The 22033-nt window shown below is 61.8% G+C and carries 24 protein-coding genes; 7 read left to right on the top strand and 17 right to left on the bottom strand.

From position 1 onward, the window contains the following. Positions 1 to 19: 19 nt before the first annotated feature. The 6 genes from H6851_01910 to H6851_01885 form a co-directional block, all read right to left on the bottom strand. On the bottom strand, positions 20 to 973 hold the full coding sequence (locus H6851_01910) for a sulfotransferase domain-containing protein (protein MCB9942367.1): 954 nt from the start codon (positions 971 to 973) through the stop codon (positions 20 to 22). Positions 974 to 1095: 122 nt separating this feature from the next. Beyond that, positions 1096 to 1902, bottom strand: a complete 807-nt coding sequence (phnE, locus tag H6851_01905; GenBank protein MCB9942366.1) for a phosphonate ABC transporter, permease protein PhnE — start codon at positions 1900 to 1902, stop codon at positions 1096 to 1098. Continuing rightward, positions 1902 to 2696: a phosphonate ABC transporter, permease protein PhnE gene (gene phnE, locus H6851_01900; GenBank protein MCB9942365.1), complete on the bottom strand. Its 795-nt coding sequence runs from the start codon at positions 2694 to 2696 to the stop codon at positions 1902 to 1904. The genes phnE (H6851_01905) and phnE (H6851_01900) overlap by 1 nt, the downstream gene beginning before the upstream one ends. 14 nt (positions 2697 to 2710) lie before the next feature. Beyond that, positions 2711 to 3538 carry a phosphonate ABC transporter ATP-binding protein gene (phnC, locus tag H6851_01895; protein MCB9942364.1) on the bottom strand — a complete coding sequence of 276 codons (828 nt, stop codon included), beginning with the start codon at positions 3536 to 3538 and terminating at the stop codon, positions 2711 to 2713. A gap of 9 nt (positions 3539 to 3547) precedes the next feature. Beyond that, positions 3548 to 4519 carry a phosphate/phosphite/phosphonate ABC transporter substrate-binding protein gene (gene phnD, locus H6851_01890; GenBank protein ID MCB9942363.1) on the bottom strand — a complete coding sequence of 324 codons (972 nt, stop codon included), beginning with the start codon at positions 4517 to 4519 and terminating at the stop codon, positions 3548 to 3550. Between the two features lie 109 nt (positions 4520 to 4628). Then, positions 4629 to 5459, bottom strand: coding sequence for a class I SAM-dependent methyltransferase (locus H6851_01885; protein MCB9942362.1), 831 nt, complete (start codon positions 5457 to 5459; stop codon positions 4629 to 4631). A gap of 277 nt (positions 5460 to 5736) precedes the next feature. Here H6851_01885 and H6851_01880 point away from each other — a divergent pair, with 277 nt between their 5' ends. After that, the gene (locus H6851_01880; GenBank protein MCB9942361.1) at positions 5737 to 6513 is read left to right on the top strand and encodes a hypothetical protein; all 777 of its coding nucleotides are present in this window, start codon (positions 5737 to 5739) and stop codon (positions 6511 to 6513) included. Positions 6514 to 6593: 80 nt separating this feature from the next. Here the strand turns inward: H6851_01880 and H6851_01875 are convergent, their stop codons facing one another. The 8 genes from H6851_01875 to flgB all read right to left on the bottom strand — a co-directional run bounded on the left by H6851_01875 (position 6594) and on the right by flgB (position 12919). After that, the gene (locus H6851_01875; GenBank protein MCB9942360.1) at positions 6594 to 8627 is read right to left on the bottom strand and encodes a PAS domain-containing protein; all 2034 of its coding nucleotides are present in this window, start codon (positions 8625 to 8627) and stop codon (positions 6594 to 6596) included. Positions 8628 to 8654: 27 nt separating this feature from the next. Next, a complete protein-coding gene (locus H6851_01870) occupies positions 8655 to 9350 on the bottom strand; it encodes a transglutaminase-like cysteine peptidase (protein ID MCB9942359.1) in 696 nt (231 codons plus the stop codon). 140 nt (positions 9351 to 9490) lie between these two features. Further along, positions 9491 to 10561, bottom strand: coding sequence for a flagellar biosynthesis protein FlhB (flhB, locus tag H6851_01865; protein MCB9942358.1), 1071 nt, complete (start codon positions 10559 to 10561; stop codon positions 9491 to 9493). Positions 10562 to 10570: 9 nt separating this feature from the next. Then, positions 10571 to 11338 (bottom strand): flagellar biosynthetic protein FliR, encoded by a 768-nt coding sequence (locus tag H6851_01860; protein MCB9942357.1) that lies wholly within the window; start codon positions 11336 to 11338, stop codon positions 10571 to 10573. Between the two features lie 28 nt (positions 11339 to 11366). Further along, complete coding sequence (gene fliQ, locus H6851_01855) at positions 11367 to 11642, bottom strand: flagellar biosynthesis protein FliQ (protein ID MCB9942356.1); 276 nt, start codon at positions 11640 to 11642, stop codon at positions 11367 to 11369. Between the two features lie 66 nt (positions 11643 to 11708). Beyond that, on the bottom strand, positions 11709 to 12026 hold the full coding sequence (locus tag H6851_01850; GenBank protein ID MCB9942355.1) for a flagellar hook-basal body complex protein FliE: 318 nt from the start codon (positions 12024 to 12026) through the stop codon (positions 11709 to 11711). 19 nt (positions 12027 to 12045) lie between these two features. Beyond that, the gene (flgC, locus tag H6851_01845) at positions 12046 to 12459 is read right to left on the bottom strand and encodes a flagellar basal body rod protein FlgC (GenBank protein MCB9942354.1); all 414 of its coding nucleotides are present in this window, start codon (positions 12457 to 12459) and stop codon (positions 12046 to 12048) included. A gap of 49 nt (positions 12460 to 12508) precedes the next feature. After that, on the bottom strand, positions 12509 to 12919 hold the full coding sequence (flgB, locus tag H6851_01840) for a flagellar basal body rod protein FlgB (protein ID MCB9942353.1): 411 nt from the start codon (positions 12917 to 12919) through the stop codon (positions 12509 to 12511). A gap of 214 nt (positions 12920 to 13133) precedes the next feature. On the opposite strand from flgB, the gene H6851_01835 reads away from it, so the two are divergent. From H6851_01835 to H6851_01820, 4 genes are all read left to right on the top strand, one after another. After that, positions 13134 to 13388, top strand: a complete 255-nt coding sequence (locus H6851_01835) for a carbon storage regulator (protein MCB9942352.1) — start codon at positions 13134 to 13136, stop codon at positions 13386 to 13388. Beyond that, positions 13385 to 13900, top strand: coding sequence for a 5-(carboxyamino)imidazole ribonucleotide mutase (gene purE, locus H6851_01830; protein MCB9942351.1), 516 nt, complete (start codon positions 13385 to 13387; stop codon positions 13898 to 13900). The genes H6851_01835 and purE overlap by 4 nt, the downstream gene beginning before the upstream one ends. Beyond that, positions 13897 to 14976 carry a 5-(carboxyamino)imidazole ribonucleotide synthase gene (locus tag H6851_01825; GenBank protein ID MCB9942350.1) on the top strand — a complete coding sequence of 360 codons (1080 nt, stop codon included), beginning with the start codon at positions 13897 to 13899 and terminating at the stop codon, positions 14974 to 14976. The genes purE and H6851_01825 overlap by 4 nt, the downstream gene beginning before the upstream one ends. Before the next feature lie 140 nt (positions 14977 to 15116). After that, the gene (locus H6851_01820; GenBank protein MCB9942349.1) at positions 15117 to 15932 is read left to right on the top strand and encodes a hypothetical protein; all 816 of its coding nucleotides are present in this window, start codon (positions 15117 to 15119) and stop codon (positions 15930 to 15932) included. A gap of 81 nt (positions 15933 to 16013) precedes the next feature. Here H6851_01820 and H6851_01815 read toward each other — a convergent pair whose 3' ends face one another. The 3 genes from H6851_01815 to H6851_01805 form a co-directional block, all read right to left on the bottom strand. Further along, positions 16014 to 17144 (bottom strand): HlyD family secretion protein, encoded by a 1131-nt coding sequence (locus H6851_01815; protein MCB9942348.1) that lies wholly within the window; start codon positions 17142 to 17144, stop codon positions 16014 to 16016. A 4-nt stretch (positions 17145 to 17148) separates the two neighbouring features. After that, positions 17149 to 17355 carry a DUF1656 domain-containing protein gene (locus H6851_01810; protein ID MCB9942347.1) on the bottom strand — a complete coding sequence of 69 codons (207 nt, stop codon included), beginning with the start codon at positions 17353 to 17355 and terminating at the stop codon, positions 17149 to 17151. Between the two features lie 100 nt (positions 17356 to 17455). After that, positions 17456 to 19642: an FUSC family protein gene (locus H6851_01805; GenBank protein ID MCB9942346.1), complete on the bottom strand. Its 2187-nt coding sequence runs from the start codon at positions 19640 to 19642 to the stop codon at positions 17456 to 17458. Positions 19643 to 19902: 260 nt separating this feature from the next. Here H6851_01805 and H6851_01800 point away from each other — a divergent pair, with 260 nt between their 5' ends. Both H6851_01800 and H6851_01795 read left to right on the top strand, forming a co-directional pair. Further along, positions 19903 to 20226: an NIPSNAP family protein gene (locus H6851_01800; protein ID MCB9942345.1), complete on the top strand. Its 324-nt coding sequence runs from the start codon at positions 19903 to 19905 to the stop codon at positions 20224 to 20226. Positions 20227 to 20523: 297 nt separating this feature from the next. Next, positions 20524 to 22026 (top strand): VWA domain-containing protein, encoded by a 1503-nt coding sequence (locus tag H6851_01795; GenBank protein ID MCB9942344.1) that lies wholly within the window; start codon positions 20524 to 20526, stop codon positions 22024 to 22026. Positions 22027 to 22033: the final 7 nt, after the last annotated feature.

Raw genomic sequence — 22033 nt, 5'->3', positions numbered from 1 at the left:
GCGCTGCTATGGCGCGGGATTACTCATTGATGACGATGTCGTGATGGATCAGGTGCTGAAGTCGCTCCTGAACGCCGGACAGTCGACCTTTGATATAATTCCTTGTTTCTTCGGAGAAGGTCCAGTCGGGAACCTCCCTGATGGGCATCAACCGGTCGCGGATGCTGCTCCTCAGGAATTCCGGCGTGTTCGGACGGACAACTCTCGTGTAGAATCTTGACTTGAGGAATTTTCTCCAGCTTGATTTGTGGTTGCTTCGCAGTTCATTCCCGCTGTTGGAAACGGTCGTGTTGATCTTTATCTGGTCGTGATTTCTTATGTCCAGAAAATCATAGAGTTTCCTCAATGTCTCGTGTCTGTCCTTCCTGAAATCGACGAGGCTGATGCAGTGGAGGTTGGACAACCCGAAAATATCAATCCAAGGTTGTAGTTGCCGGTCATATTCGCTGAAGGCGATATAACGCTCGTCTTCGAATATCACCCGATCGCAATCCTCCGGTTTGACATAGTCCATCACGAGATGATGCTGGATGTGGCTGTACAATCTCTTGACGGGATCGCGCATGATCATGACGAGCTTGAGATTGTCGCCAATCGAATCATGGGCCCGCTGGGGGACTCCATCGAAGTGGGGAAGTTTCGTGTACCAGGTCGAGGCTTCTCCGCAGATCTGTGATTGATCCGCCCTTTTGAACAGTGAAGAATACTGTCTTATGATTTCATCTTTATTGTCATATTTTATGAGAATATTCGGCTCTTTCTCGGGGGAACGGAAGAACTGTTCATTGAGACAAAGGTCGTCCCAAAGAGATGTTGTCCCGGATTTCATCGCCCCGATGATCAGAAAATCCGGCTTGCGACCCATGTTGCAATGTCCCTCCAGGAAAATGGCTTGGCGACTCACCGGGGAGGTTGTAGGAGCGCGGCTTCCCGTTGAATACCGCAAATCAGCTGAAATGTCCGTTGTCGGCAAGACAAGCGTAATGGGCTGCTCCCGAAGTCACAATAAATCACTCTAAAGTAGATCGAAGCCTGTCCATCGCAACAACGAGGCGTCCCGATGCAATCGTGATCCGATATAATCTGCGGTTGGGATCAGATGATCGCGTGGCGGACCCTGGCGCTCACCCATTCGCTGAACAGTACGGTGGCGATGATCAACAGCAGGATCACGGTGACCTGCGGCCAGGCAAGAATGTTGAGCGAGGATTGCAGCTGCAGGCCGATCCCACCGGCTCCCACCAGGCCGAGAACGGTGGACTCGCGGATGTTGATGTCCCAGCGGAACACCGCGATGCCGGCAAAGGCGGGCATGATCTGGGGAAGAATGCCCCAGGCCATGACCTGCGTGCGGCTGGCGCCGGTCGAGGCGATCGCCTCGACCTGGGTGGTGTCGATCTCCTCGATTGCCTCGTAGAGCAGCTTTGCGATGAAGCCGATGGAGCGCAGCGAGATGGCGAATACACCTGCAAGCACGCCCGGCCCCATGACGGCCACCAGCAGCAGCGCCCAGATCAGCGAATTGATCGAGCGCGAGGACACGATGACGAGCAGGGCGAGCGGGCGGACAATATAGGTGTTGGGCGTCGTGTTGGATGCCGCCATGAACGCCACCGGGACCGCCATGACAAGGGCGAGCAGTGTTCCGAGCGTCGCGATGTTGAGCGTGTCCCACAGCGGCTGCCACAGCGTCGGGACATAGGACCATGCGGGCGGCACCATGCGGCTGCCGATGTCGGCGATGACCCGCGGGCTGTCGGTGACGAAGAACCATGTGGTCGCCGCCGAGATTTCCCGCCAGCAGTAGACGAACAGGGCGACACCGAGCAGCCAGCCGAACCAGATCGCCAGCTGCGTGGAGGTCGTGCGGCGCTGCCAGGCTCTCGACGCAGTCATGGGCATCATTGCACCTTCCGGCGGATCAGGCCCGAACTGTATTCGGCCAGCATGACGATGGCGATGATGATGATCAGGATGGCGGCGGCGGTGTCGAATTCGTAACGGTCGAAGGCGGTGTTCAGGGTCGCGCCGATACCGCCGGCACCGACGATCCCCACCACCGCGCTTTCACGGAAGTTGATGTCGAGACGATAGAGCGACAGGCCGATCAGTCGCGGCATGACCTGCGGCTGGATACCGTAATTCAGCCATTGCAGCCACGACCCGCCGGTCGCCTGCACGGCCTCGGCCTGGCTCCTGTCGATATCCTCGATATCCTCGGCGAGCAGCTTGGCGAGGAAGCCGATGGTCGCGAACGACAGCGTCAGCATTCCGGCGAACGGTCCGAACCCGAACATCGCCACGAACAGGATGGCGACGATGACCTCCTGGAAACTACGCGACAGGGTGATGATGCCGCGGCACAGCAGGTAGACGGGCAGCGGTGCCAGATTGCGCGCGGCCCCCAGCGCCACGGGCACGGATATCGCGATGCCGACGACGGTCGATACGACCGTCATGGTCAGGCTCTCGATCAGCCCCTCGCTGATATCGCGCCAGCGGCTGACGAAATCGGGCTCGCTGAAGGCGCGGATGAAGGCCCAGCCGCGGTCGAGCCCCTCCCACACCCGCAGCCAGTTCACCTCGATGCTGCCGAGGGCCAGGACGAGATAGACGGCAAAGCCGATGCCGAGCCCCCAGCGCAGGCGCGGATCGGCGATGATCGGGCGGCCGCGCCACGGGCGCAGCCCGTCGATGGCCGGGGAGCCGCTCAAAGGGCCCCCGCCAGCCGCTCGTCCTGACCGAAGCCCTCGTCGCCGTCGCCTCCCGTACCGGACTTCGCCGGTTTGGTCAGGGTCCAGTCCTCCTCGCCATAGATCGTGGTGAGGACATCGGCGGTGAGTCCATCGGGCGGGCCGTCATAGACGATCGCCCCCGCCTTGAGGCCGACGATGCGGGCAACGAACATCTGGGCGAGGGCGACATCGTGGATGTTGATGATGGCCGCCAGACCCCGTTCCTCGCACAATTCGCCGATGAGTCGCATGATCTGCCTCGACGTCTTGGGATCGAGCGAGGCGGTGGGCTCGTCCACCAGCAGCAGCTCGGGGTCCTGGATCAGGGCACGGGCGATGCCCACGCGCTGCCGCTGGCCCCCCGACAGCTCGTCGGCCCGCTTGTCGTAGAACTGCTCCAGCCCGACCCGTTCGAGCAACCGCAGGGCTTCCTCGACATCGGCCTTCGGAAACCGCCTGAACCAGCTGCGCCAGAAGCCGACATAGCCGAGGCGGCCGGAGAGCACGTTCTCCATCACCGACAGCCTCTCGACCAGCGCATATTCCTGGAAGATCATGCCGATGCGGCGGCGGGCGCGGCGCAGCCCGGCGGAACCGAGGCTGCTGATGGTCTCGCCGTTGAGCACGACCTCGCCCGAGGTCGGCTCAACCAGCCGGTTGATGCAGCGGATCATCGTGCTCTTGCCGGCGCCCGAAGGACCGATGAGGCCGACGACCTGCCCCTTCGGCACGTCGAGATCGACATGATCGAGCGCGAGATCGCCCGTACGGTAGCGCTTGGTCAGCGCCTTGAGGGTAAGCACGCGGACCCGCTACTGGCAGGCGTAGGACACGTCGTTGGCCGCATCGATCTTGCGGATGACCTCCCACTGGTCCTTGTAGGTGATCGGAATGAACTGGCCCTCGTTCGACTTGGAGAATTCCCTTTCGAGCGAACTGCCCTCCCACGGGAAGGTGAAGAACGCTTCCTTGATCTTCTCCTGCAACTCCGGTGTCAGGTTGTAGACCGTGCCGAAGCCCGTCGTGGGGAAGGTCTGCGACTTGTAGATGCTCACGATCTGCTCGGGCTTGACGACATCGCGGCTCTCCATGCGGTGCAGCACCGAATTGGCGATCGACGCCGCGTCATAGTCCTTGTTGGCGACGCCCAGGATCGAATTGTCGTGCTTGCCCGAGAACGTCGTCTGGAAATCGGTGTCCGCCACCAGCCCGAACTCGCCCTTGAGCAGGGCGGAGGGAGCCTTGAAACCGGAATTGGAGGTGGGTGAGGTGAAGGCCAGCGTCTTGCCCTTGAGATCCTCCACCTTCTCGATACCCGATCCCGGATAGGTGATGATCTCCATCTCGTAACCGAAATGGCCGTCCTTGGAGGCCATGATCGTGAACGGCCGGAAGCCGGCGCAGTTCACCGCCAGCGGATTGGAGCCGGTGTTGAAGCCGGCGATGTGCAGGCGGCCGGAGCGCATCGCCTCGATCTGGGCGGCATTGCTCTGGACCGGGAAGAAGACGGCGGTCTTGCCTGTCTTCTCCTCCAGGTAGGTGAGGAAATCGGCCCAGGCCTCGCGATAGACAGCCGGGTCCTCGACCGGGGTATAGGCGAAGATCAGCTGGTCGGGATCGACGAGCTGGGCCGGATCGGTCGGGATGTCGGCGATGAGATCGCCATCGGCATCGCAAAAGCGGGCATCGAGGTCGCCATGGGGGCAGTCCTCGGCCAGTACCGCCTGCGGCAGGGCAAAGGCGAATACTGCACATGCGAGCAACCGTCGGGTCAACGCTACCATCTCGTCCTCCCTGAAAGGATCCTGATCTGTGCGTGCGATCTTTGAAGTGGGAGCGCCCCTTCGTCAAGGAATTGTCACGAAGGTCCGGCAAGGTCCCGGTACCGGGCGTTCACGACCGGGTGGCGGCAATCTGGATGCGCAGGAACGGTTCGACGAGGCGGCTGCCGGCGAACCCGCGTCCGCCGATGCGGGCGACGGCCTCCAGCACCGCCACCAGCGCCAGAGGGGGGGACATGCGCCAGCCATTGATGATCATCACCGTTTCGAGCCGGTCGAATCCGGCGCTCCGCATCAGCCGGGCAAGGTCGCCATAGGTGTATTCCTTGAGATGGAAGCCGCGCGCCGTATCCGCATATCGCTGCGAGATGTCATGCGGGCCGTTCAGGCGGTTGGGGGTGGAGCACAGATAGACGCCGCCGGGCCGCAGGACCCGCCGGACCTCCTGCATCTGTTCGAGCGCGTCGTCGGGATGCAGGTGTTCGATGAGCTGGTTGCTGTAGGCGACATCGACGGTCCCGTCCCCGAGCGGCAGGTCGATGCCGTTGGAGAGCACGAATTCGAAGCCCGGCGTGCCGGCATGGTCGTCGTCGTCGAGTTCGGCGACGTCCAGTGCGATCGCCTTGTGCACCTGCGAGGCGAGGGTCAGGCTGAGATCGGCATCGCCGGCGCCGATTTCGAGGAACGTGACATCGGGGTTCAGCCATGGACGCAGGGCCCGGATCGACATGCCGACCTGCATCGTCCGTTCGTCGTGATGACGCTTGATATGCTGCGGATGATCGCTCACGCGCCGGAAGAGCTCGTTGTAGACGTGGCCGTAGAGGCCGCCGATCCGCTCGGCACGGCTCGAATGGCGCAACCGGTCGGCCAGTTCGCACTCGATATCGTAATGGAACTTCAACCGCGCCTGGTCCCGTTGCTCGAAACGCTGAATATTCATCGTCTTCTCCTTCTCCGCGGCGGCGGACGGCAGGTTCGTCCAGGCGGGAACCTGCGTGTCGATTGTTGAACTGAGAGGCGAACTGTCCTTGTGTTCGGTCTCTTTTCTGTAAGTTACTCAAACTGTGAAAGTATCTGATATCAGATAGTCAACTAATGTGTATTAAATAATTGCAGTGACACCCCGATACATGGGAATTGCGGGCATGAGGGATTGTCGAATTAATAAGAAAATAATCCTTGACTCTCGTACTGCCTTTCCATCATAACCTCCCCCCATGTCCCACACTTCTCCCACACCCCCCATATTGCCGCGCAAACTCGCCGGCCGGGTCTTTCGCTGGGGCGCACCGCGGTTTTTGAAGGTGTGCTGGCTGGTGGCGACCGGGCGGCGCGGGGTGCTGGCGGGGCCGGCGGTCCGGCTCGATTTGGCGGAGGTCGACGGGTTGGAACATCTGCCGCATGTGGCAGGTGTCCTGTCGGCGATGCGGGCGGGACTGTCCCCACATGGCGGTCATGGCCTTCGGGCGATCCTCCACCGTCTGCTGCTGTTCCACTCCCGCGACTGGTTCCGCCGGTTGCAGGACAACTCCCTGGCGCAATCCGTCGCCTCGGCGGATGGTGCCGAAAGGGCATGGCTGGATCGTGCCGGACGCAGGGGGATGGGGAATGTCATCACCTCGCTGCTGAAGTCGGTGGCCAGAGGGGTCGACGTGCCGGATGTCTGCCCGGTGCCATGGTCGCTCACGAAGGACACTCCCGGGGCGGCGAAACCCGCAAGGGCGAGGAAATCCCGCAGCGAGGAGGAAAGGCTCCGCGCAAGGGGACGGTCCCGCCTGTTGAAAAGTCTCCACGAGCATATCCTCGACGCGATGATGACGACCCCGCAGGCGGGTGCGTTTGCCATCTTCGCGCCGGACGAGTTGCGCCTGATCCGCGCGCTCCCGCCCGGCGATTTCCCCGACCTGCCGCCGCCGCCCGTGCCGGCGAGGCGGCCACTGCCGGTCTGCAAACCCCACCCGGTATTCGGAAAATCGCTCTCCGGCATCCCCTGACGCCTTTGCGCGGGGTTATTCTACAGTGAAATTGAAGTTAATTCAACTGAAGGGCGCGGTGGCGGCAGGCATGCCGTCCCTCACGCCGGAGACAACTCCGTTCGGCCTCGGGGGCGTTGCGGATCGTCCTCGTCGGGGATTTCGCGGACAAGGGTTTCAAGGGCGTCGATGACCTCGGTATCGTATCGTCCCGTGGCGTTGCGCAGGTGGTGGATCACATCTGCCGGGTCGAGGTGTTCGCGGTAGGAGCGGGGGCTGGTGCGCGCGCAGTAGACATCGGCGACGGCGAGGATGCGGCCGGCCATGCCGATCCGGTCACCCGCCAGCTTCTGCGGGTAGCCCGAGCCGTCGAGGCGTTCGTGCATCTGGGAGACGGCCTCGGCGACGGGCAGGCCGAACTGGATGCTGTCGAGCACGCGGCGGGCATGGTCGATATGGGTGCGCATGACCCGCGCTTCCTCGCGTGTGTGACGATCGGGCTTGGCGACGATGTCGCGGGGTACGAACATCTTGCCGATCTGCGAGAGGCCGGCGGCAAGCTGGACGGTCTGGCACCGGGTTGCGTCGAGGCCGAGATGTTCGGCGAGCCGGGAGGTGAGGGCGCACAGGCGCTTGGTATGGCCTTCGAGATAGGGATCGACCAGTTCGACCGCGCGAATGAAGGCATCGACGGTCTGCCTGGAAAGGCGTTCCCGATCGGCGCGGGCGCGCACCAGTTCGGTGATGTCGCGGGCAACCATGAGGATGCGGCGGGTATCCTCGTCCTCGCCCACCGGAACCTGGACGACGTGCATGTGACGCTGGTCGTCGCCGGTGCCGATGAGAATGTCGTCGCACTGGCTGACGCCGACGGCAAAAGCCTCGCGTTCGCCGTCGGCGATCCGCGCGCAGGTGTGAGGATCGAACAGGTCGCTGTCGCTCAGGCCCGTCAGCGCGTCGGCCGTACGGCCGAAGCCTTTCGCGAAACTCTGGCTGACCAGTTCGTACCGGCCATCGGTGCCCTTGAGGGCGATGAAGTCGAGCGTATGGTCGGTCACGGTCCGCAGCAGTTCGTTCCGTGCACGGATCTGCTCGGCAAGGCTCATGTACTGCCGGGCCATGGCCGCGTGGTGGCGGCTCTGCAGGCGCCAGAAGAAGCTGGCGAACAGCAGGGCGAGGATGAGGGCCGCGGCGGTCGCGAACACATAGGCGTTCTTCTCGAACTGGTGAATGGTGGCCAGTGCGGTGGCGGCATCCATGCGCTGCTCGACGCGCCAGTCCATGCCTTCGACGGGCAGTGTCAGCCGGTAGAGTTCACCGTCGCGCTGCATGGAAGCCACCGGGATGGCGACTGCCGGTTCGCCATCGATCTCGACCAGTCTGCCATCCTCCAGGGCGATGCGCCGCCATCCGCCGGCGTCGCCGACATCCAGCCGCACCGAACTGCCGGCATCGATCAGCGGCCGGATGGACAGCAGCTTCTCCAGCATGGCGGTGACGTCGAAGGTCATCAGCAGTACGCCAACGGGCCTTGCGTCATCGCTGTAGGACTGGGCTGGAGCGATGGCCTGCATCAGGTCCATGAAGTAGCGGTCGCCATGACGGGCGGGCGGGCTGACATGCCGTTCCTCACCCGTTTCGACGAGCCTGGCCGCATGCCGGACCTGTTCCCCCGTGACCACCGGCGCATCGCCATCGCTCAACAGGGAGCGGCCGTCCACACCGAGGAGATAGACGCCGCGCAGGTCGTGCTCGCGCGCGAGGTCGTCGAGCACCTGCACCATATACGGTTCCTGCTCCTGCAGCGCCGTGCGCAACTCGGCATCGTTCTGGCCCAGCCCGGTCTCGGTGACGAACAGGCGTACGAGATCGGAGCGCAGGAGCCGGTTGCCGTAACCCGAAAGTCCATCGATCCAGGTGGAAATCAGCTCCGACCTCCCGCCAGCTTCGGCCAACAGGCGCTGCCCGAGCTGATTCTCCATGGCCGTCCGACGTTCGGCGACGATGGTGTCGACGCTGAACCGGGCAGCCGCGAGGCCGATCGCGACACAAAGTGCCGCGGCCCCGAGGAATCGCCAGACGGACGGCGAAGTGGAGACATTCTCGGAAGTAGGAATATCAATAATATGGTTCATTGCTGCGCTCGCACCTAGACGGAAGGGTCATGGTTGTCCGGTGTCGAACGGCAGGTCCGACGAGAACGACAACTGTTCGATCCTCGCTGGCGCATGGGTCCAGCGGCTGTTCTCATTGACCGAGTAATAGGGTGTATATTGGGAGATTCTCTGCTGTGAGAGCGTGGCATCATTGAGGCTGTCGAGGACCAGCACATCGTCCTCCGTCCAGACTGCCAGCACGGTACGACGGACATCACGCAACCGGTCGTGAACGACCACCAGCCGCAGACGTCCGGCGGGAAACCCGAGCCGCCGCAGGGAGACATACTTGGCTATGGCGGCATCGGCACAGCTCCCCTCGCTGCGAAGGAAACGGAGCGGCGGAGACCAGTTGCCGTTCATGTCGCACGCCACCGCATCCGCCCATGCCGGACGCCAGTGATTGATGAACCGGTTGACCCGTCGGATCTGATCGGCCTCATCCAGCCCGACAAGCGACTTGAGATGGGCATCCCAGGCAAGGGCCGCGCGATCCGGGCAGGCATCCGAATCTTGCGCACATGCGGCATACACCCGTGATTCCTCGCCGATCTCTTTCAGCACATGCTCCCATTGGGGCAGTGCCGCGAGCGAGTTCGCACGGAACTCCTGCGTCCCGAACAATGGAACGGGAGTGAGTGCCCATGCCCACGGCGGCGCCAGTGTGATCAAGAGCAGTGCCACGACCGCCGGCCTGACCATGTCCGTTCTCCTGGTATCGGCTGTCACCGGCCTTGCTGCCGATGTGACCGATACCATGCGCAGAGATTGGTGAACAAAGAGTTGACCCGATGGGCCTTTCGGCAGTGCAGGCGGACCATGGTACCTCAAAAGGCCGACTGTCAGCTCCGCGACGCACGCAGGCGAAGGACATATCCGATGATCTCGGCAACGGCCTGGAAGTGGTCGGGCGGGATCATCTGGCCAAGTTCGACCTGCTTGTACAATGCGCGCGCCAAAGGAGGACTTTCGACAATGGGCACACCATGCTCCTTGGCAACCTCCCTGATCTTCAACGCGACCAGCTCGACGCCCTTGGCGATCACCACTGGCGCCGCGTCGCGTTCCCGCTCGTAGCGCAGGGCCACCGAAACATGGGTCGGGTTGGTGACCACCACCGTGCTGTCCGGAACTTCGGCCATCATCCGCTGACGTGCACGCTGCATGCGCAATGCCCGCAACCGCTGCTTGATGACAGGATCGCCTTCGGACTGCTTGTGCTCGTCCTGGATGTCACGCCTGGACATCCGCATCTGCTTCATGAATTCGAAGCGCTGATAGGTGAAGTCAAGACCGGCCAGAATGGCCATGGCCGCACTCATGGCCATCAGGAGAGAGAGCACGATCCCGTCCAGATAGCCCATGGCGACACCCGTTTCGAGCCTGCCGGTGACCATCAGCCTCATCCGATCCGGCCAGATCACCGCAAGACCCAGCGCGCCGATCAGGGTCATCTTGACGACATTCTTCACGAACTCGACGATGGACTTGGTCGAGAACAGCCGCTTGAGGCCGGCCATCGGCGAGATCTTGTCGAACTTCGGGTGGAGGGGTTGCGACGTCCAGACGATGCCGTTCTGCATGGCCGACGAGGCGATGGCCGCGACAACGAAAGCCGCAAACGGTGCCGCCATGACGATCCCAACCTGACCCAGCAACGTGATCAGTTCCGTGCCGAGGGACGGCCCGTCGAGGGGCATGACGGCCGCTTGCGCCAGGTAGACCTCAAGGACGCGGGCGAGGCGTTGCATGCCATAGGGGGCAAAGGTTGCCAGCAACAGCGTGGCTGTCGCCATGATCATGAAATTGTTGACTTCGCGCGAGTTCGAAACCTGACCCTTGTCCCGCGCGTCATCCAGCCGTTTTTGCGTCGGTTCTTCGGACTTTTGCGAGTCGTCCTGATCTTCCGCCATGTCCCGCCCCTAACCGCCGGGGCCGTCCAGCCAGGTCAGGCTGGTTTCGAACAATTGCAGGGAAAGGGTAGCCGTGACGCCCAGCGACAGGGCGACGATCGCGAACGCCAGCATGATCTGCAACGGCATGATCACGAACATGACCTGGAACGACGGCATCAGCCGGTTGAGGATGCCCATGAGAAGATTGCTGATGATGCCCACCAGCAGCATCGGGGCTGCAATCCGGGTAGCCATGGCGATGGCGTCGGCCGACAGGCGGGAAAACGTCAGGGCCATGTCATCCGGCATCAGCTTGCCGACAGGCAGCATGTCATAGCTGCGGTCGAGGCCTTCGAGGATCAGGAGATGGCCATTGGTGACGAAGATCAGGGTCAGGGTGAGCATGGTGAGATAGTTGCCGATGCCGCTGCCCTGGGTCCCGCCGCTGGGATCGAAGAAGGCGGCCGATGCGAGGCCGGACTGCATGGCGATCACGCCGCCGGCCATATGTGCCGCCACCAGCACGAGGCGTACCGTCGCGCCGATGAACAGGCCAAGCACCACCTCGATGGCGACCAGTGCAACGAATGTTGCGGCTTCGTCCGGGACGGAAGGCAGTTCGGGCTGATGGACGAACCCGATGATCAGGCTTGTGCCAAGCGCCAGGCAAAGGCGAAGGCGCGACATGACATAGGGCTCGCCGAATCCCGGAACGACCATCAGGGCTGATCCCACCCGACAGAAGGTGAGGAAGACGGCAAACATCTCGCCCTGGAGAAGGGCGCCAAGGTTCATGCCCATGCGCCCTCGCCACCGTTCATGCTCACAGGCCGGGACCGAGCCCCGCTATCCGCGCATAAAGCTCCTCGGTGAAACCCGCCAGCGTGGCGAGCATGAACGGCATGGCAATGACAAGCGCCATGAACATGGTGAGAATCTTGGGCACGAAGGTGAGCGTCATTTCCTGAATCTGGGTCAGGGCCTGCAGCAACGAGATGGCAAGCCCGACGACAAGTGCCACGAGCATGGCCGGGGCGGCCGTTTCGATGATGACCCAGATGGCCTGCTGGCCAATCTCCATGACGACGTTTTCATTCAGCATTCTGTGTTTTTCTCACGGATTGCATGCCTCACCCCGGTCTTCGATCGGATGGTGGCGGTACCGTCAGATCGGCATGCGGATGATTTCCTGGTAGGCCGAGATGACACGGTCGCGGATCGCCGTGACCTTCTGCAGGCTCAGCTCCGCAGCGGTCAGGGCCTCGACGACCTGCTGGGTGGAGGCACTGCCCGTCAGAGCCGCAATCGAAACCTCTTCGCTACCCTTGAGCTTGTCGATGCCGTTTGCGATCTCGGTTTTCAGCAGGCTCTCGAAGCTTGTCGGAGCCGTTGGCTGCCGTGCAGGGGTCTGGCCAGCCGCTTCGAGTCGCCTCATTGCCGCCCGGTATGCGCCGACGGCCTGCATAGATATGGGATTGCTCATGACGGATCACCCATCGTTGTTATCCTCTCAGAATGTCGATCATCTTCATCAACATTGAACGCGCCTGCTTCATTGCGCCCAGATTGGCTTCATAGCTGCGCTGCGCCTCGCGCATGTCCATGAGTTCGGTAAGCGGGTTGACATTGGGCAGGGCGACATAGCCGTCGGCATCGGCTGCGCGGTTGTCCGGATCGAATTCCTTGGGCTGCTCGGAGGAATCGACACCATAGGCGGCAACCTCGACCAGTTCGACACCGAGCTCCCTGTCGAGCTGGTTCCCGAACTCGATGGTCTTGCGCCGATAGGCCTCGCCGCCCGGTTCGATTGCCGTCGACTGGGCGTTGGCGAGATTCTCCGAAGAGACGCGCAGGCGGGCGGACTGGACCTTCATGCCGGCGGCGGCGATCCGCATCGAGGTTTCGAGGTCGCTCATCGTCCCCATGCTCCATCAACAAGACCGGAAACACGACAAATGCTCCGCATCAGGAGGCTCCCGAACCGATGGCCGTCTTCATCAGCCTGACAACCTTGGCGTAGATGTTGGTCGTGAGCTGATAATCGAGCTGGGTCTGCTGCATCATGTCGGCCTGCTCTTCAAGGATCACGGAATTGCCGCCCGGCGCGGTTTCGAAACCGGTGATCGCCTGTCCCGCTCCATCAGGCTTGCGCGAGCCGGCGGCATCGATGTGGCGGCTGTCGGTGCGCACGAGATGGATGTCCGTGTCCCGGCGCCCGGCGCGGGCGACGAGCTGCTCGAAGTTCTCGGGCTTGAGGTCGCGGGGCTGATAGTCCGGAGTGTCCGCGTTGGCGATGTTCTGCGCCAGAACGGCATGCCGTGCCTGGAGCCAGGCGCTGCGACCGGAGAGAAGTGACTGGAGCAATGAACCTTGCACGACGATCGTCCTAACATCGGTTGTCCGCCACCCGGGAGGATCCGGCCCGCTACCCGCATGTCGCGGGGATCCCGGCGGGTGACCTACTGGTTGCGAAAATAGGAGGTTACGGTTAACAGTCTCTTAACAGCGTGTTCACATCCGCGGTTCTTGACCCGCGAAAATCGTCCGGCCTTGAAAGGTCCGTTTCGGGCGGCGGACGCAGGGGGCGACCATGCTCTATCTCACCCGGCGTGCCGGAGAAGCCGTCATCATCAACAATTCGATCGAGGTGCGGGTCGTCGAGCTGAAAGGCAAGACGGTCAAGCTCGGCTTCGTTTTTCCGCCCAATGCCACCGTGCTCCGCGAGGAGATATTCCAGCAGGTCAAGCAACAGAACGAGGAGGCGGCGGCCGGCCTCGACCTGCTCGACGAGCCCGGCGGGGAGGCGGCCGCGCCGGTCGGGACACGGTTGAACAACGGCGAATGAGCGCGCGGCCATTCCCGACGGCACCTGTGGCCATCGTCATGGGCAGCCAGTCCGACTGGCCCACGATGGAACATGCAGCAAGGGTGCTCGACGAACTCGGCATTGCCCATGACGATCGCGTGGTTTCCGCCCACCGGACGCCCGAACGGATGTTCGGGTTTGCCCGGCATGCACGCGACGATGGCTTTCGCGTCATCATTGCCGGCGCCGGCGGTGCGGCACACCTGCCGGGCATGATCGCGTCGATGACCAGCCTTCCGGTGCTGGGCGTGCCGGTGGAAAGCAAGGCGCTCAGCGGTTGGGACAGCCTGCTTTCGATTGTCCAGATGCCGGCCGGAATTCCGGTGGGCACGCTCGCCATCGGCCGTGCCGGCGCGACCAATGCCGGGCTGCTCGCGGCTGCCATCCTTGCTGCGGACGATGCGGAGCTCGCCGCGAGGCTCGATGCATGGCGAGCGGCCCAGCGTGACCGGGTGCCGGAGCGGCCGACGGACGGATCGTCGGTGCGATGATCGAACCCGGGGCGACCATCGGCATTCTCGGTGGCGGCCAGCTCGGGCGCATGACGGCCATGGCCGCTGCCCGGCTGGGCTATCGCTGTCACATCTTCGCACCCGACGAGGATTGCATCGCGGCTGCCGTCGCCGACGACTGGACGAATGCGAGCTATGGCGATCGCGACGCGCTGGCCCGGTTTGCCCGCCGCGTCGATGTGATTACCATCGAATTCGAGAACGTTCCCGCGGATGCCCTGCTGTTTCTCGCCGAGCGGGTGCCGACCCGTCCGGCAGCGACCGTGCTGGAGGTTACACAGGATCGCCTCGTGGAAAAGCGCACCATCGACAGGTTCGGCGTGCCCGTGGCTCCCTTCCTGGCGGTTGACGGCCCCGCGGATCTCGAAGCGGCGCGTGTGCGGCTGGGCGAGAAGGGCATCCTGAAGACCCGCCGCCTGGGTTATGACGGAAAGGGACAGGTCCGCATCGAGGGAATGACCGCGGAGGCGGCATGGAATGCCATTGGCGGCAGTCCGGCTATTCTCGAAGCCTGCATGCCGTTTGTTCACGAGTTGTCGGTCATCACCGCCCGTTCGCCGTCCGGGCAGATCGCCTCGTTCCCGCCTGTTCTCAACATCCACCGCGACCAGATCCTGCGCCAGACCCGCGTGCCGGGCGGTTTCGAGGCCGGGGTGGCGCGCCGTGCGGTCGAGCTCGCGGAACGTATCGCCGAAGGTCTCCAGCTTGAAGGACTTGTCGCTGTAGAGATGTTCCTCATGGAGGGAGGTGCACTGGCGGTCAACGAGCTTGCCCCGCGCCCGCACAATTCCGGTCACTGGACCATCGATGCCTGTCAGACCAGCCAGTTCGAGCAGCTGGTCCGCGCCATATGCGACCTGCCGCTGGGTGGAACGTCCGCAACCCACGTCGTCGTGATGGACAACCTCATCGGTGACGACCTGCTGGCCTGGCCCGGTATTCTCGAAGAACCGGACGCTGTCCTGCATATCTACGGCAAGGCTGCGATCCGCCCAGGGCGCAAGATGGGCCACGTCACCCGTCTCTCGCCGTTGGCCCCATGTCCGGTTTCCTGAGCACGGACCATGTGACCGGGAAAATGGAACAACCATCTTCCGCGATGTGACGGTCCCGGCATTTCATCAGCGCATCGTTAAGGATTTGGTAATTCCGATCCCCGAATATGCACCCTTGGAACGTTCAACCGGGGCCAGACATGCTCAAGACCGAAGACGAGCCGCTTGCGAGCGTGGCTTTGCGCGTCGCTGAACGCGGGCAGGTGACGCCACGGGATGTCCAGAAGATGCGCCGCGACCTCTATTCGGACGGGTTCATCAACCGGATCGAGGCCCAGGCCCTGCTGACGCTCGAACATGCGATCAGGAAGCGCCATCCGTCATGGGATGAGTTCTATGTCGAGGCGCTGACCGACTATTTCATGCAGAACAGGGACGAGTTGATTCTTGGCGATGATGAACTCGCCTTTCTCAAGGCCGGGATCATGGAGAACGGCAAGCCTGCCGATCCGACCGAGCTTCGTCTCCTCCTCAATCTCGTCTTCCATGCAAAGTCCTGTCCCGCCCCGCTGATCGACTTTACCCGCGAGGCCCTGCTCCACAGCATCAAGACGAGCTCCGTCGCCATCTTCGGCGAGGGCGGGCGCACCGCCGGAAGCGTGGACGAACAGGATGTGCAGGCTCTGCGCCGGCTGGTCTATGGCCGCGGCGGCAGTGACGGCCTGCAGGTTTCCGAGGATGAAGCCCTGTGGCTCATGAGCATCGACCACGCCACGCATGACGCGGTCCATCATCCGGGCTGGCGGCAGCTTTTCGTCAAGGCGGAGGCCATGTACCTGCTGTTCGCCGGGGCGTCTCCCGAATGCATCGATCCGGCCGAGGTGAACTGGCTGGAGCGTCACCTTCCCTGCAACGGGATCCTGACGCCCAACGGCAGGGCCCTGCTGGTCTATCTGCGGGCCGAGGCGACCCGGATCCATCCCTCGTTCGAGGTCTTCGGGCGAATGTCGGCCTGAAGGTACCCGGAAACCCGATCGGGGAAGTCACGGGCATGTTTCCCATGGGTTCCGCCAGATCGGCGGCAAACGGCGGCGGCCTCATTGCAACGCCGGGGGTGCGGCCGGGATGTCGCGATCGGGTGAGCCCGTTCCTGTCATGACGAGCACGGACGCCGTCTGGCCGACGCGCAGCTGAATATCCGCCGGGATCTCGGTAAGATGGATGCGTACGGGGATCCGTTGGGCAAGGCGGATCCACTGGAAGGTCGGGCTGACCTCCGGCAGCAGATCGGAACTCGTGCTGCCGTCGCTCTTCGCGATACCCCAGCCGATGCTGTCGACCACGCCTTTCAGCGGCTTGTCCGAATAGCCCATCAATGTGACGACAGCCTTGTTGCCGATCGCGATATCGGCGACGATGGTTTCGCGAAAAAATGCGTCGATCCAGTAACTTTGCCGATCGATCAGGGCGAGCATCGGCTGGTTGGCAACGGCCTGGCTTCCGATGCGCAATTCGAGATTGGTGATGTAGCCATCGACCGATGCCTTGACGTCGGTGAAGCTGAGATTGAGCCTGGCCGTCTCGACAGTGGCGGCGGCAGCCCGGATGCGCGAATTGCCGTCGCCGTCGGCACCGAGTTCGGCCCTGGCCTCGGCAAGCTGGGCTTCAGACTGGGCGAGGGCGCTTTCGGCGGCCGCCAGCGCTGCATCGGCCTTCTGCTTGGATGCGACGTCGACATCGTAATCGCGCTGGACCTGATCGAATCGTGCCCTGGAGACGTCGCGCTTCTGGACAAGGGCGGCATTCCTGTCGAGCTCGCCCTTGGCCTCGCGCACGGTCGATGCGGCGGCAACCACCTCGCTCTCGGCCTCGCGCACACTGGCCTTCTTTTGCGTCACGCCGGCTTCGGCGGCCACGATCTTTTTCCTGAGGACGTCGATGTCCTGCACGGTCTGGTCATAATTGGCCTCGGCTTGCCGCAGGTCCGCGAGAAACGTGCGCGGATCGACCCGGAACAGCAATTCACCGGCCTTGATCGGTTGATTGTCCCTGATGGGCAGTTCGACAATGGGTCCCGATATGCGCGGTGCCACCCGGATGATGTTGGCCATGACCTGACCGTCGCGGGTCCAGGGGTTGACCAGGTAGTCGTAGTAGCGGAACGCGACGGCGAGCATGGCGACCAGCACGACGACCATGGTGACCATATAGGGGACGAACTTCTTCATGGTGTCATACCCTGATGAGGAATGTACCGAACAGCACAGCGTAGATGGCGATGATGGACAGATAGACCAGTCGCGGCATCACGAAGTACCGGGAAATGCGCCAGCGGTTCAGCAGCCGTGCGGTGACCCATGCAGCGGCCAGCGAAATGAGCAGGACCAGCAGCAAGGGTGGCACATAGACACCGTTGATATCGATTTCACGGGGGATCATCCGCGTCTCCATGACAGCATGACAGGGTATTGATGCGACGACGGCGTTGATATTCCCATCGCGACATCTTCATGCCTTCGGTCCTTGTCGCCGGTAAGTTTCACAGTCTCGTCTCATTCAATCGTTGCCAGTCGATGCGGGTGGCGGATCCCGCTGTGACGACAATCGCTTCGGATATCCCTCGGAACGCACCCAGCTCCCTGACCACGTTGTGTTCGCTTCGCTCGAAATCCGGGTCGTCCGCGATGTCCTCCAGGGCCTGTCGGGCGATATCGTGTACTTCGTTCAAGCGTCGTGAAAGACGTCCGGCAAGGTCGTCGCCGTCGAGGGATCCGGGCGACTGGACGAGGTCGACGCAGACCTGCTGGACGCCGAGGCGCCACTGGCGAATGACGGGGAGTATGCGCTCGACGACGCGGGAATCGAGTTCCGCATCGCGCAGGGCCATGAGATCCAGAAGTCGCCTCGACACGATGGCAATGGCATCGGCCAGATGTCTGAAGTCCTCGCGGCCGTTGGGTCCGACGGCGCCAGGCGGTAGTGCTGCTACCCATGCTTCCAGCTTTTGTGGAATGCTGTTCACCTGGCGGAGATGGTAGGCATGGACCTGACGCTGCCACCAGCCCTGTCGATTGCGATGTTCGAATTTCAGGCTTTCAAGAAGCTTCAGCGTCGAACCGAAGAAGCGATGCAGCAGGCGGTTGAACGCATCTTCGGGATGAAAGGACACAGGTATCGATGTGGTGATGGCCAGGACGATGAAAGGCAGGCAAAGGGCAATGGAGAAATTGGCTATGTAGAGAAAGTCATAACTTTGTTGGTTATTGAGCTGGATCATCAGCGACATGTTGGCCAGTCCGACAAATCTGGGAAGGTTCTGTGTAGGTTTGGGGAACAGCCAGTGGATCAGGAATGTCACGATGAAGAGCATGGTGCCAAGACCCAGATAGCTCCACAGGTGCGGCATGATGAAGATGTGCAGGGACCCGCCGAAGATTGCCGTGACCAACTGCGCGATCAGTTGTTCCTTCAACGGAAGCCATGGCTTGGGTGCAAGAAAGAGGCTGATGACGGTACCGAGAATGAGCAGCATGGATGCTGACGGCAGCTCCGGAAAGAGGACGAAGCTTATGAAGGCCAGCGCGAAAGTCGACATGGAGCGGACGGTTGCCGCAACCCGCTCCGGGTCGGGTATGACCGTGGATGGAAGCGATGGTGGATCGAGTTCATCCTGCAGGTGCCCGGTGGTCAGCTTCCGGATCTCGGCAGCTGTCATCAGCAGGGCGGCAGATGCGCGGTCGATTTCCTTCAGGTGAATGAGGGTGAGGGCCAGGGCACCCGAAGAGAAAATGGAACGGCCGGAGCGGGTGTCATCTTTATCCGACACTGCAAGCGCGACGTCCCGCGGCTCGGTAAAGTTGTTTCCGCCCGTAAGCAGGCCCTCGGTTTCCTCCAGCCGTCGTGTGATTTCATCGAAAAACGGGCCTGTGCCGGAAATTCCGGCCTGGCTTCCGTCTTCATGCAGTTCGTTGAACCCCAGGCGCCAACGTTCAACAGCCTCGGTAAATGCAAACATTTCCGAAGTGAGGCGTTCCCATGCCCGACCTGATTCCAATATATCGAAATTCTCGATAGCAGCGGCATCCAGCTTCGACTTGATGCTTTCCTGAAGCTGCAAGATGGCCCTTTTGAGCTTTTCAGCCTCGTCGGCTGCGAGCCTGCCATCCGGTCCGGCAAGGAAACCCCGGACCAGATGTTTCCAGGCCGTCCGCAGGTGGCCGACATGCGACAGGATGTCGTTCGTGAAGACATCACGGGTATAGGCGGGAAAGATGAAGCTGGCGACCAGCGTGTAGGTGACGATGCCAAGGCAGGTCTGCTGCAGGCGCAGCACCATGATCTCGAAGGCATGTTGCGATTCAAGGTCGGAATAGAAGGTCAGCAGTGGCACGCAGAAGCCGCTGAGCAACCAGATGTACCAGACCCTCGATTCCTGGATGTTCCAGGCGCAGATGCCAATCCATGTCATGACCATCAGGGCGTAGGCCCATCGCTCCTGAATGAACAGCGCCAGAAGGCCCAGCGTCACGATGATGGCGATGATCGTGCCGGCGATCCGCATCAGCCCCTTGTGGAGGGATTCTCCGCCGGTGGAGAGTGTGCACGTGGCTACCGCCAACATCGCCCATTTGGGATTTTCCCAACCCAAGGACAAACTCAACCCTACGGCGATCACCATCGCCAGAGCGATCTTGAACGCTTCCTGCAGTCGGTGTGCCTTGTTCACATCTTACTTCCACAAGATCTGACCGGGAAATGCTGGCACGGTTGCGCCGATGATCAAACCCTTTCGGCGGCGGGGACGTTCCCCAAGTGGGTACGATCATTTCACATTCCAGAAATGACATGTCCGGTCGAGGCCGAGGTGAATATCGGGCTCGATCGCGGGCAATTGCAATGGTAGTCAGGATCCTGCAACCGTCGCGAATGCCGGCGAACTGCATTGTCCTGCACGCGATTCCATGGAACAGGGGAGGAATGAGTCCTGTGATTTTCGACCACCGCACCTATTACTGCCGGCCCGGCACGATTGCCGCCCAGCTGGCCCTGTATGAAGAGTACGGTATCGAGGCGCAAAAACGTCACCTCGGCGAGCCCATATTCTACGCCACCACGGAGACCGGTGACGTCAACAGCTTCGTTCACATCTGGGCCTACGAGAATGCCGGCGATCGTGAAAGGCGTCGCGCGGCGATGGAAGCCGATCCGCAGTGGCAGGAATACAAGAAGAGAAGTGCTGCCGCGGGCAACCTCGTCCGCCAGGAGAACAAGATCATGGTGCCAACGAAGTTCTTCAGCATCGATCGCTGAGGGGCATTGGCTCCCGTTTCGAGATCAGGACCTGTAGGAGACCGTACCCGGTGGCGGACCTGCCGGGTACAGCCGGAGCAAGTGCAGTCAAATTTTCCTCAACATAAGACAAATATCATATTTTGAAGATAATCAGCTTAAGACGAAGAGGGTGTTGTTAAGAGTTTATCCACATTAGTCATCTAGGATCCTCGCAGAATTCAGCAAGCGGCGTGAGGCCGATCGATGTTTCTTCGAGTGATTCCTTCGTTGGTACCGGATCGACGTGGGCAGGTCGCGATCATTTTCGCGTTAGCGATGATTCCACTTTTTGGAATTGCCGCTTTCAGCATTGATCTCACCCGTGCCTTCATTGCCAAGACACATCTTCAGGCATCCATAGATGCTGCCGCACTGGCAGCTTCCACCGCCTATGGAAAGTCGGATACCGAAATTCAGGCTATCGGCACGAGTTTCTTCAACCGCAATTATGAAAGCAGGGGTTGGGTTCCGCCAACGACGCCGATCATCACCGTCAACGACAACGTGATGCATGTCGAGGCGACGGCGACCTTCAAGACATCGATCATGAGCCTCTTCGGCTTTTCGACGCTGCCGATCCATGCCTCGACGGACACGATAAGCGAGCCCACGGGTATCGAGGTTGCGCTGGTGGTCGATGTCACCCACTCGATGGCGACGTCGACCAGCGGCACGCCGCGGATCACGGCCCTGCGCAACGCAGCGCTCGACCTCGTGGGGATCCTGTTCGACAACTCGCCCAACACCAATCTCGTGAAGATCTCAATCATTCCGTACAATGGCACGGTGAATATCGGCACCGGTAATGCCGCCTATGTCACGGGCACGGACGCCGCCAACTTTCCCGGCACCAGCTGGGGAGGTTGCGTCATGGCCCGCGGCAACGGGTTCGACGGTGTCGATGCCTACTATCCCGGTGCGGCGTCCGGTGCGGGCGGCGAATGGGCGGCCTATCGCTGGCCCGCCGAGCCCAACCAGTCGACCGCGGGCGGAGCGGAACATATCGGTTGCGTCAATCCTGCCGGCATCTCCTCGCCCTACAAGTCGATCATCGACGCGTTCAACACGACGATCGACTATCCGGGACTGACCTTCGGCCCCAACCGGAGCTGCCCCGACCCGATCCTGCCGTTGACCTCGGACCGGGAGCTGATCGAGAGCAAGATCAGCAATCTCCAGGTATTCTCCCGCTCGGCCACCATGTCCTCGCTGGGTGCAGCCTGGGGCTGGCGGACCCTGTCGCAGGATGCTCCCTTTACCGAAGGGGCCGGCTACGAGGACCTGTACTGGCAGAAATACATCATCATCATGACCGATGGCCGGCAGAATCTCAGCAGCCAGCAATCCGACACCGGCGGAAGCTGCACCGCAGCGGCCTACGTCAACGGCGACGCCTGGTCGCTCGATCCGGCCGTGAACGGCTACTGGGGCAATACGCTCGGCAGCGGGCCGCTGGAGCAGTGGACGGCCTATGGCTACCCGGTCAGCTCCATCTCGCTGGGCACCCAGGGAACCTATGACGATACCGTGGCGGCCATCGAAAGCCGGCTGGCGACGGTCTGCTACAACATCAAGAACACGCAGCGACCGAACGGTGCCGCCGCGATCAATGTCTACAGCATCACCTTCGGAGACGGAATCTCGTCTTCCGATCTTGCCGACATCAAGAACTGTGCGTCGTCGCCCTCGAACTACTTCCATGCACCGACCGCAATCTCGCTCGAATCGGCGTTCAGCGAGATCGCCTACGACATTCTCTCGACCCGTATCATCAGATAGGGATCAT

Source organism: Geminicoccaceae bacterium (assembly GCA_020638465.1).
In the GTDB taxonomy this organism is placed as follows: domain Bacteria; phylum Pseudomonadota; class Alphaproteobacteria; order Geminicoccales; family Geminicoccaceae; genus JAGREO01.
The sequence above is the reverse complement of the archived record's forward strand: the minus strand, read 5'-3'. Positions and strand labels throughout refer to the sequence as shown.

Excerpts from the sequence above, each read along its gene's own strand:
- phnE (MCB9942366.1), bottom strand. The coding sequence starts at position 1,902 with ATGCCCATGACTGCGTCGAGAGCCTGGCAGCGCCGCACGACCTCCACG.
- phnD (MCB9942363.1), bottom strand. The coding sequence starts at position 4,519 with ATGGTAGCGTTGACCCGACGGTTGCTCGCATGTGCAGTATTCGCCTTT.
- H6851_01885 (MCB9942362.1), bottom strand. The coding sequence starts at position 5,459 with ATGAATATTCAGCGTTTCGAGCAACGGGACCAGGCGCGGTTGAAGTTC.
- H6851_01880 (MCB9942361.1), top strand. The coding sequence starts at position 5,737 with ATGTCCCACACTTCTCCCACACCCCCCATATTGCCGCGCAAACTCGCC.
- H6851_01875 (MCB9942360.1), bottom strand. The coding sequence starts at position 8,627 with ATGAACCATATTATTGATATTCCTACTTCCGAGAATGTCTCCACTTCG.
- H6851_01870 (MCB9942359.1), bottom strand. The coding sequence starts at position 9,350 with ATGGTCAGGCCGGCGGTCGTGGCACTGCTCTTGATCACACTGGCGCCG.
- flhB (MCB9942358.1), bottom strand. The coding sequence starts at position 10,561 with ATGGCGGAAGATCAGGACGACTCGCAAAAGTCCGAAGAACCGACGCAA.
- H6851_01860 (MCB9942357.1), bottom strand. The coding sequence starts at position 11,338 with ATGAACCTTGGCGCCCTTCTCCAGGGCGAGATGTTTGCCGTCTTCCTC.
- H6851_01850 (MCB9942355.1), bottom strand. The coding sequence starts at position 12,026 with ATGAGCAATCCCATATCTATGCAGGCCGTCGGCGCATACCGGGCGGCA.
- flgC (MCB9942354.1), bottom strand. The coding sequence starts at position 12,459 with ATGAGCGACCTCGAAACCTCGATGCGGATCGCCGCCGCCGGCATGAAG.
- H6851_01835 (MCB9942352.1), top strand. The coding sequence starts at position 13,134 with ATGCTCTATCTCACCCGGCGTGCCGGAGAAGCCGTCATCATCAACAAT.
- purE (MCB9942351.1), top strand. The coding sequence starts at position 13,385 with ATGAGCGCGCGGCCATTCCCGACGGCACCTGTGGCCATCGTCATGGGC.
- H6851_01825 (MCB9942350.1), top strand. The coding sequence starts at position 13,897 with ATGATCGAACCCGGGGCGACCATCGGCATTCTCGGTGGCGGCCAGCTC.
- H6851_01820 (MCB9942349.1), top strand. The coding sequence starts at position 15,117 with ATGCTCAAGACCGAAGACGAGCCGCTTGCGAGCGTGGCTTTGCGCGTC.
- H6851_01815 (MCB9942348.1), bottom strand. The coding sequence starts at position 17,144 with ATGAAGAAGTTCGTCCCCTATATGGTCACCATGGTCGTCGTGCTGGTC.
- H6851_01810 (MCB9942347.1), bottom strand. The coding sequence starts at position 17,355 with ATGATCCCCCGTGAAATCGATATCAACGGTGTCTATGTGCCACCCTTG.
- H6851_01795 (MCB9942344.1), top strand. The coding sequence starts at position 20,524 with ATGATTCCACTTTTTGGAATTGCCGCTTTCAGCATTGATCTCACCCGT.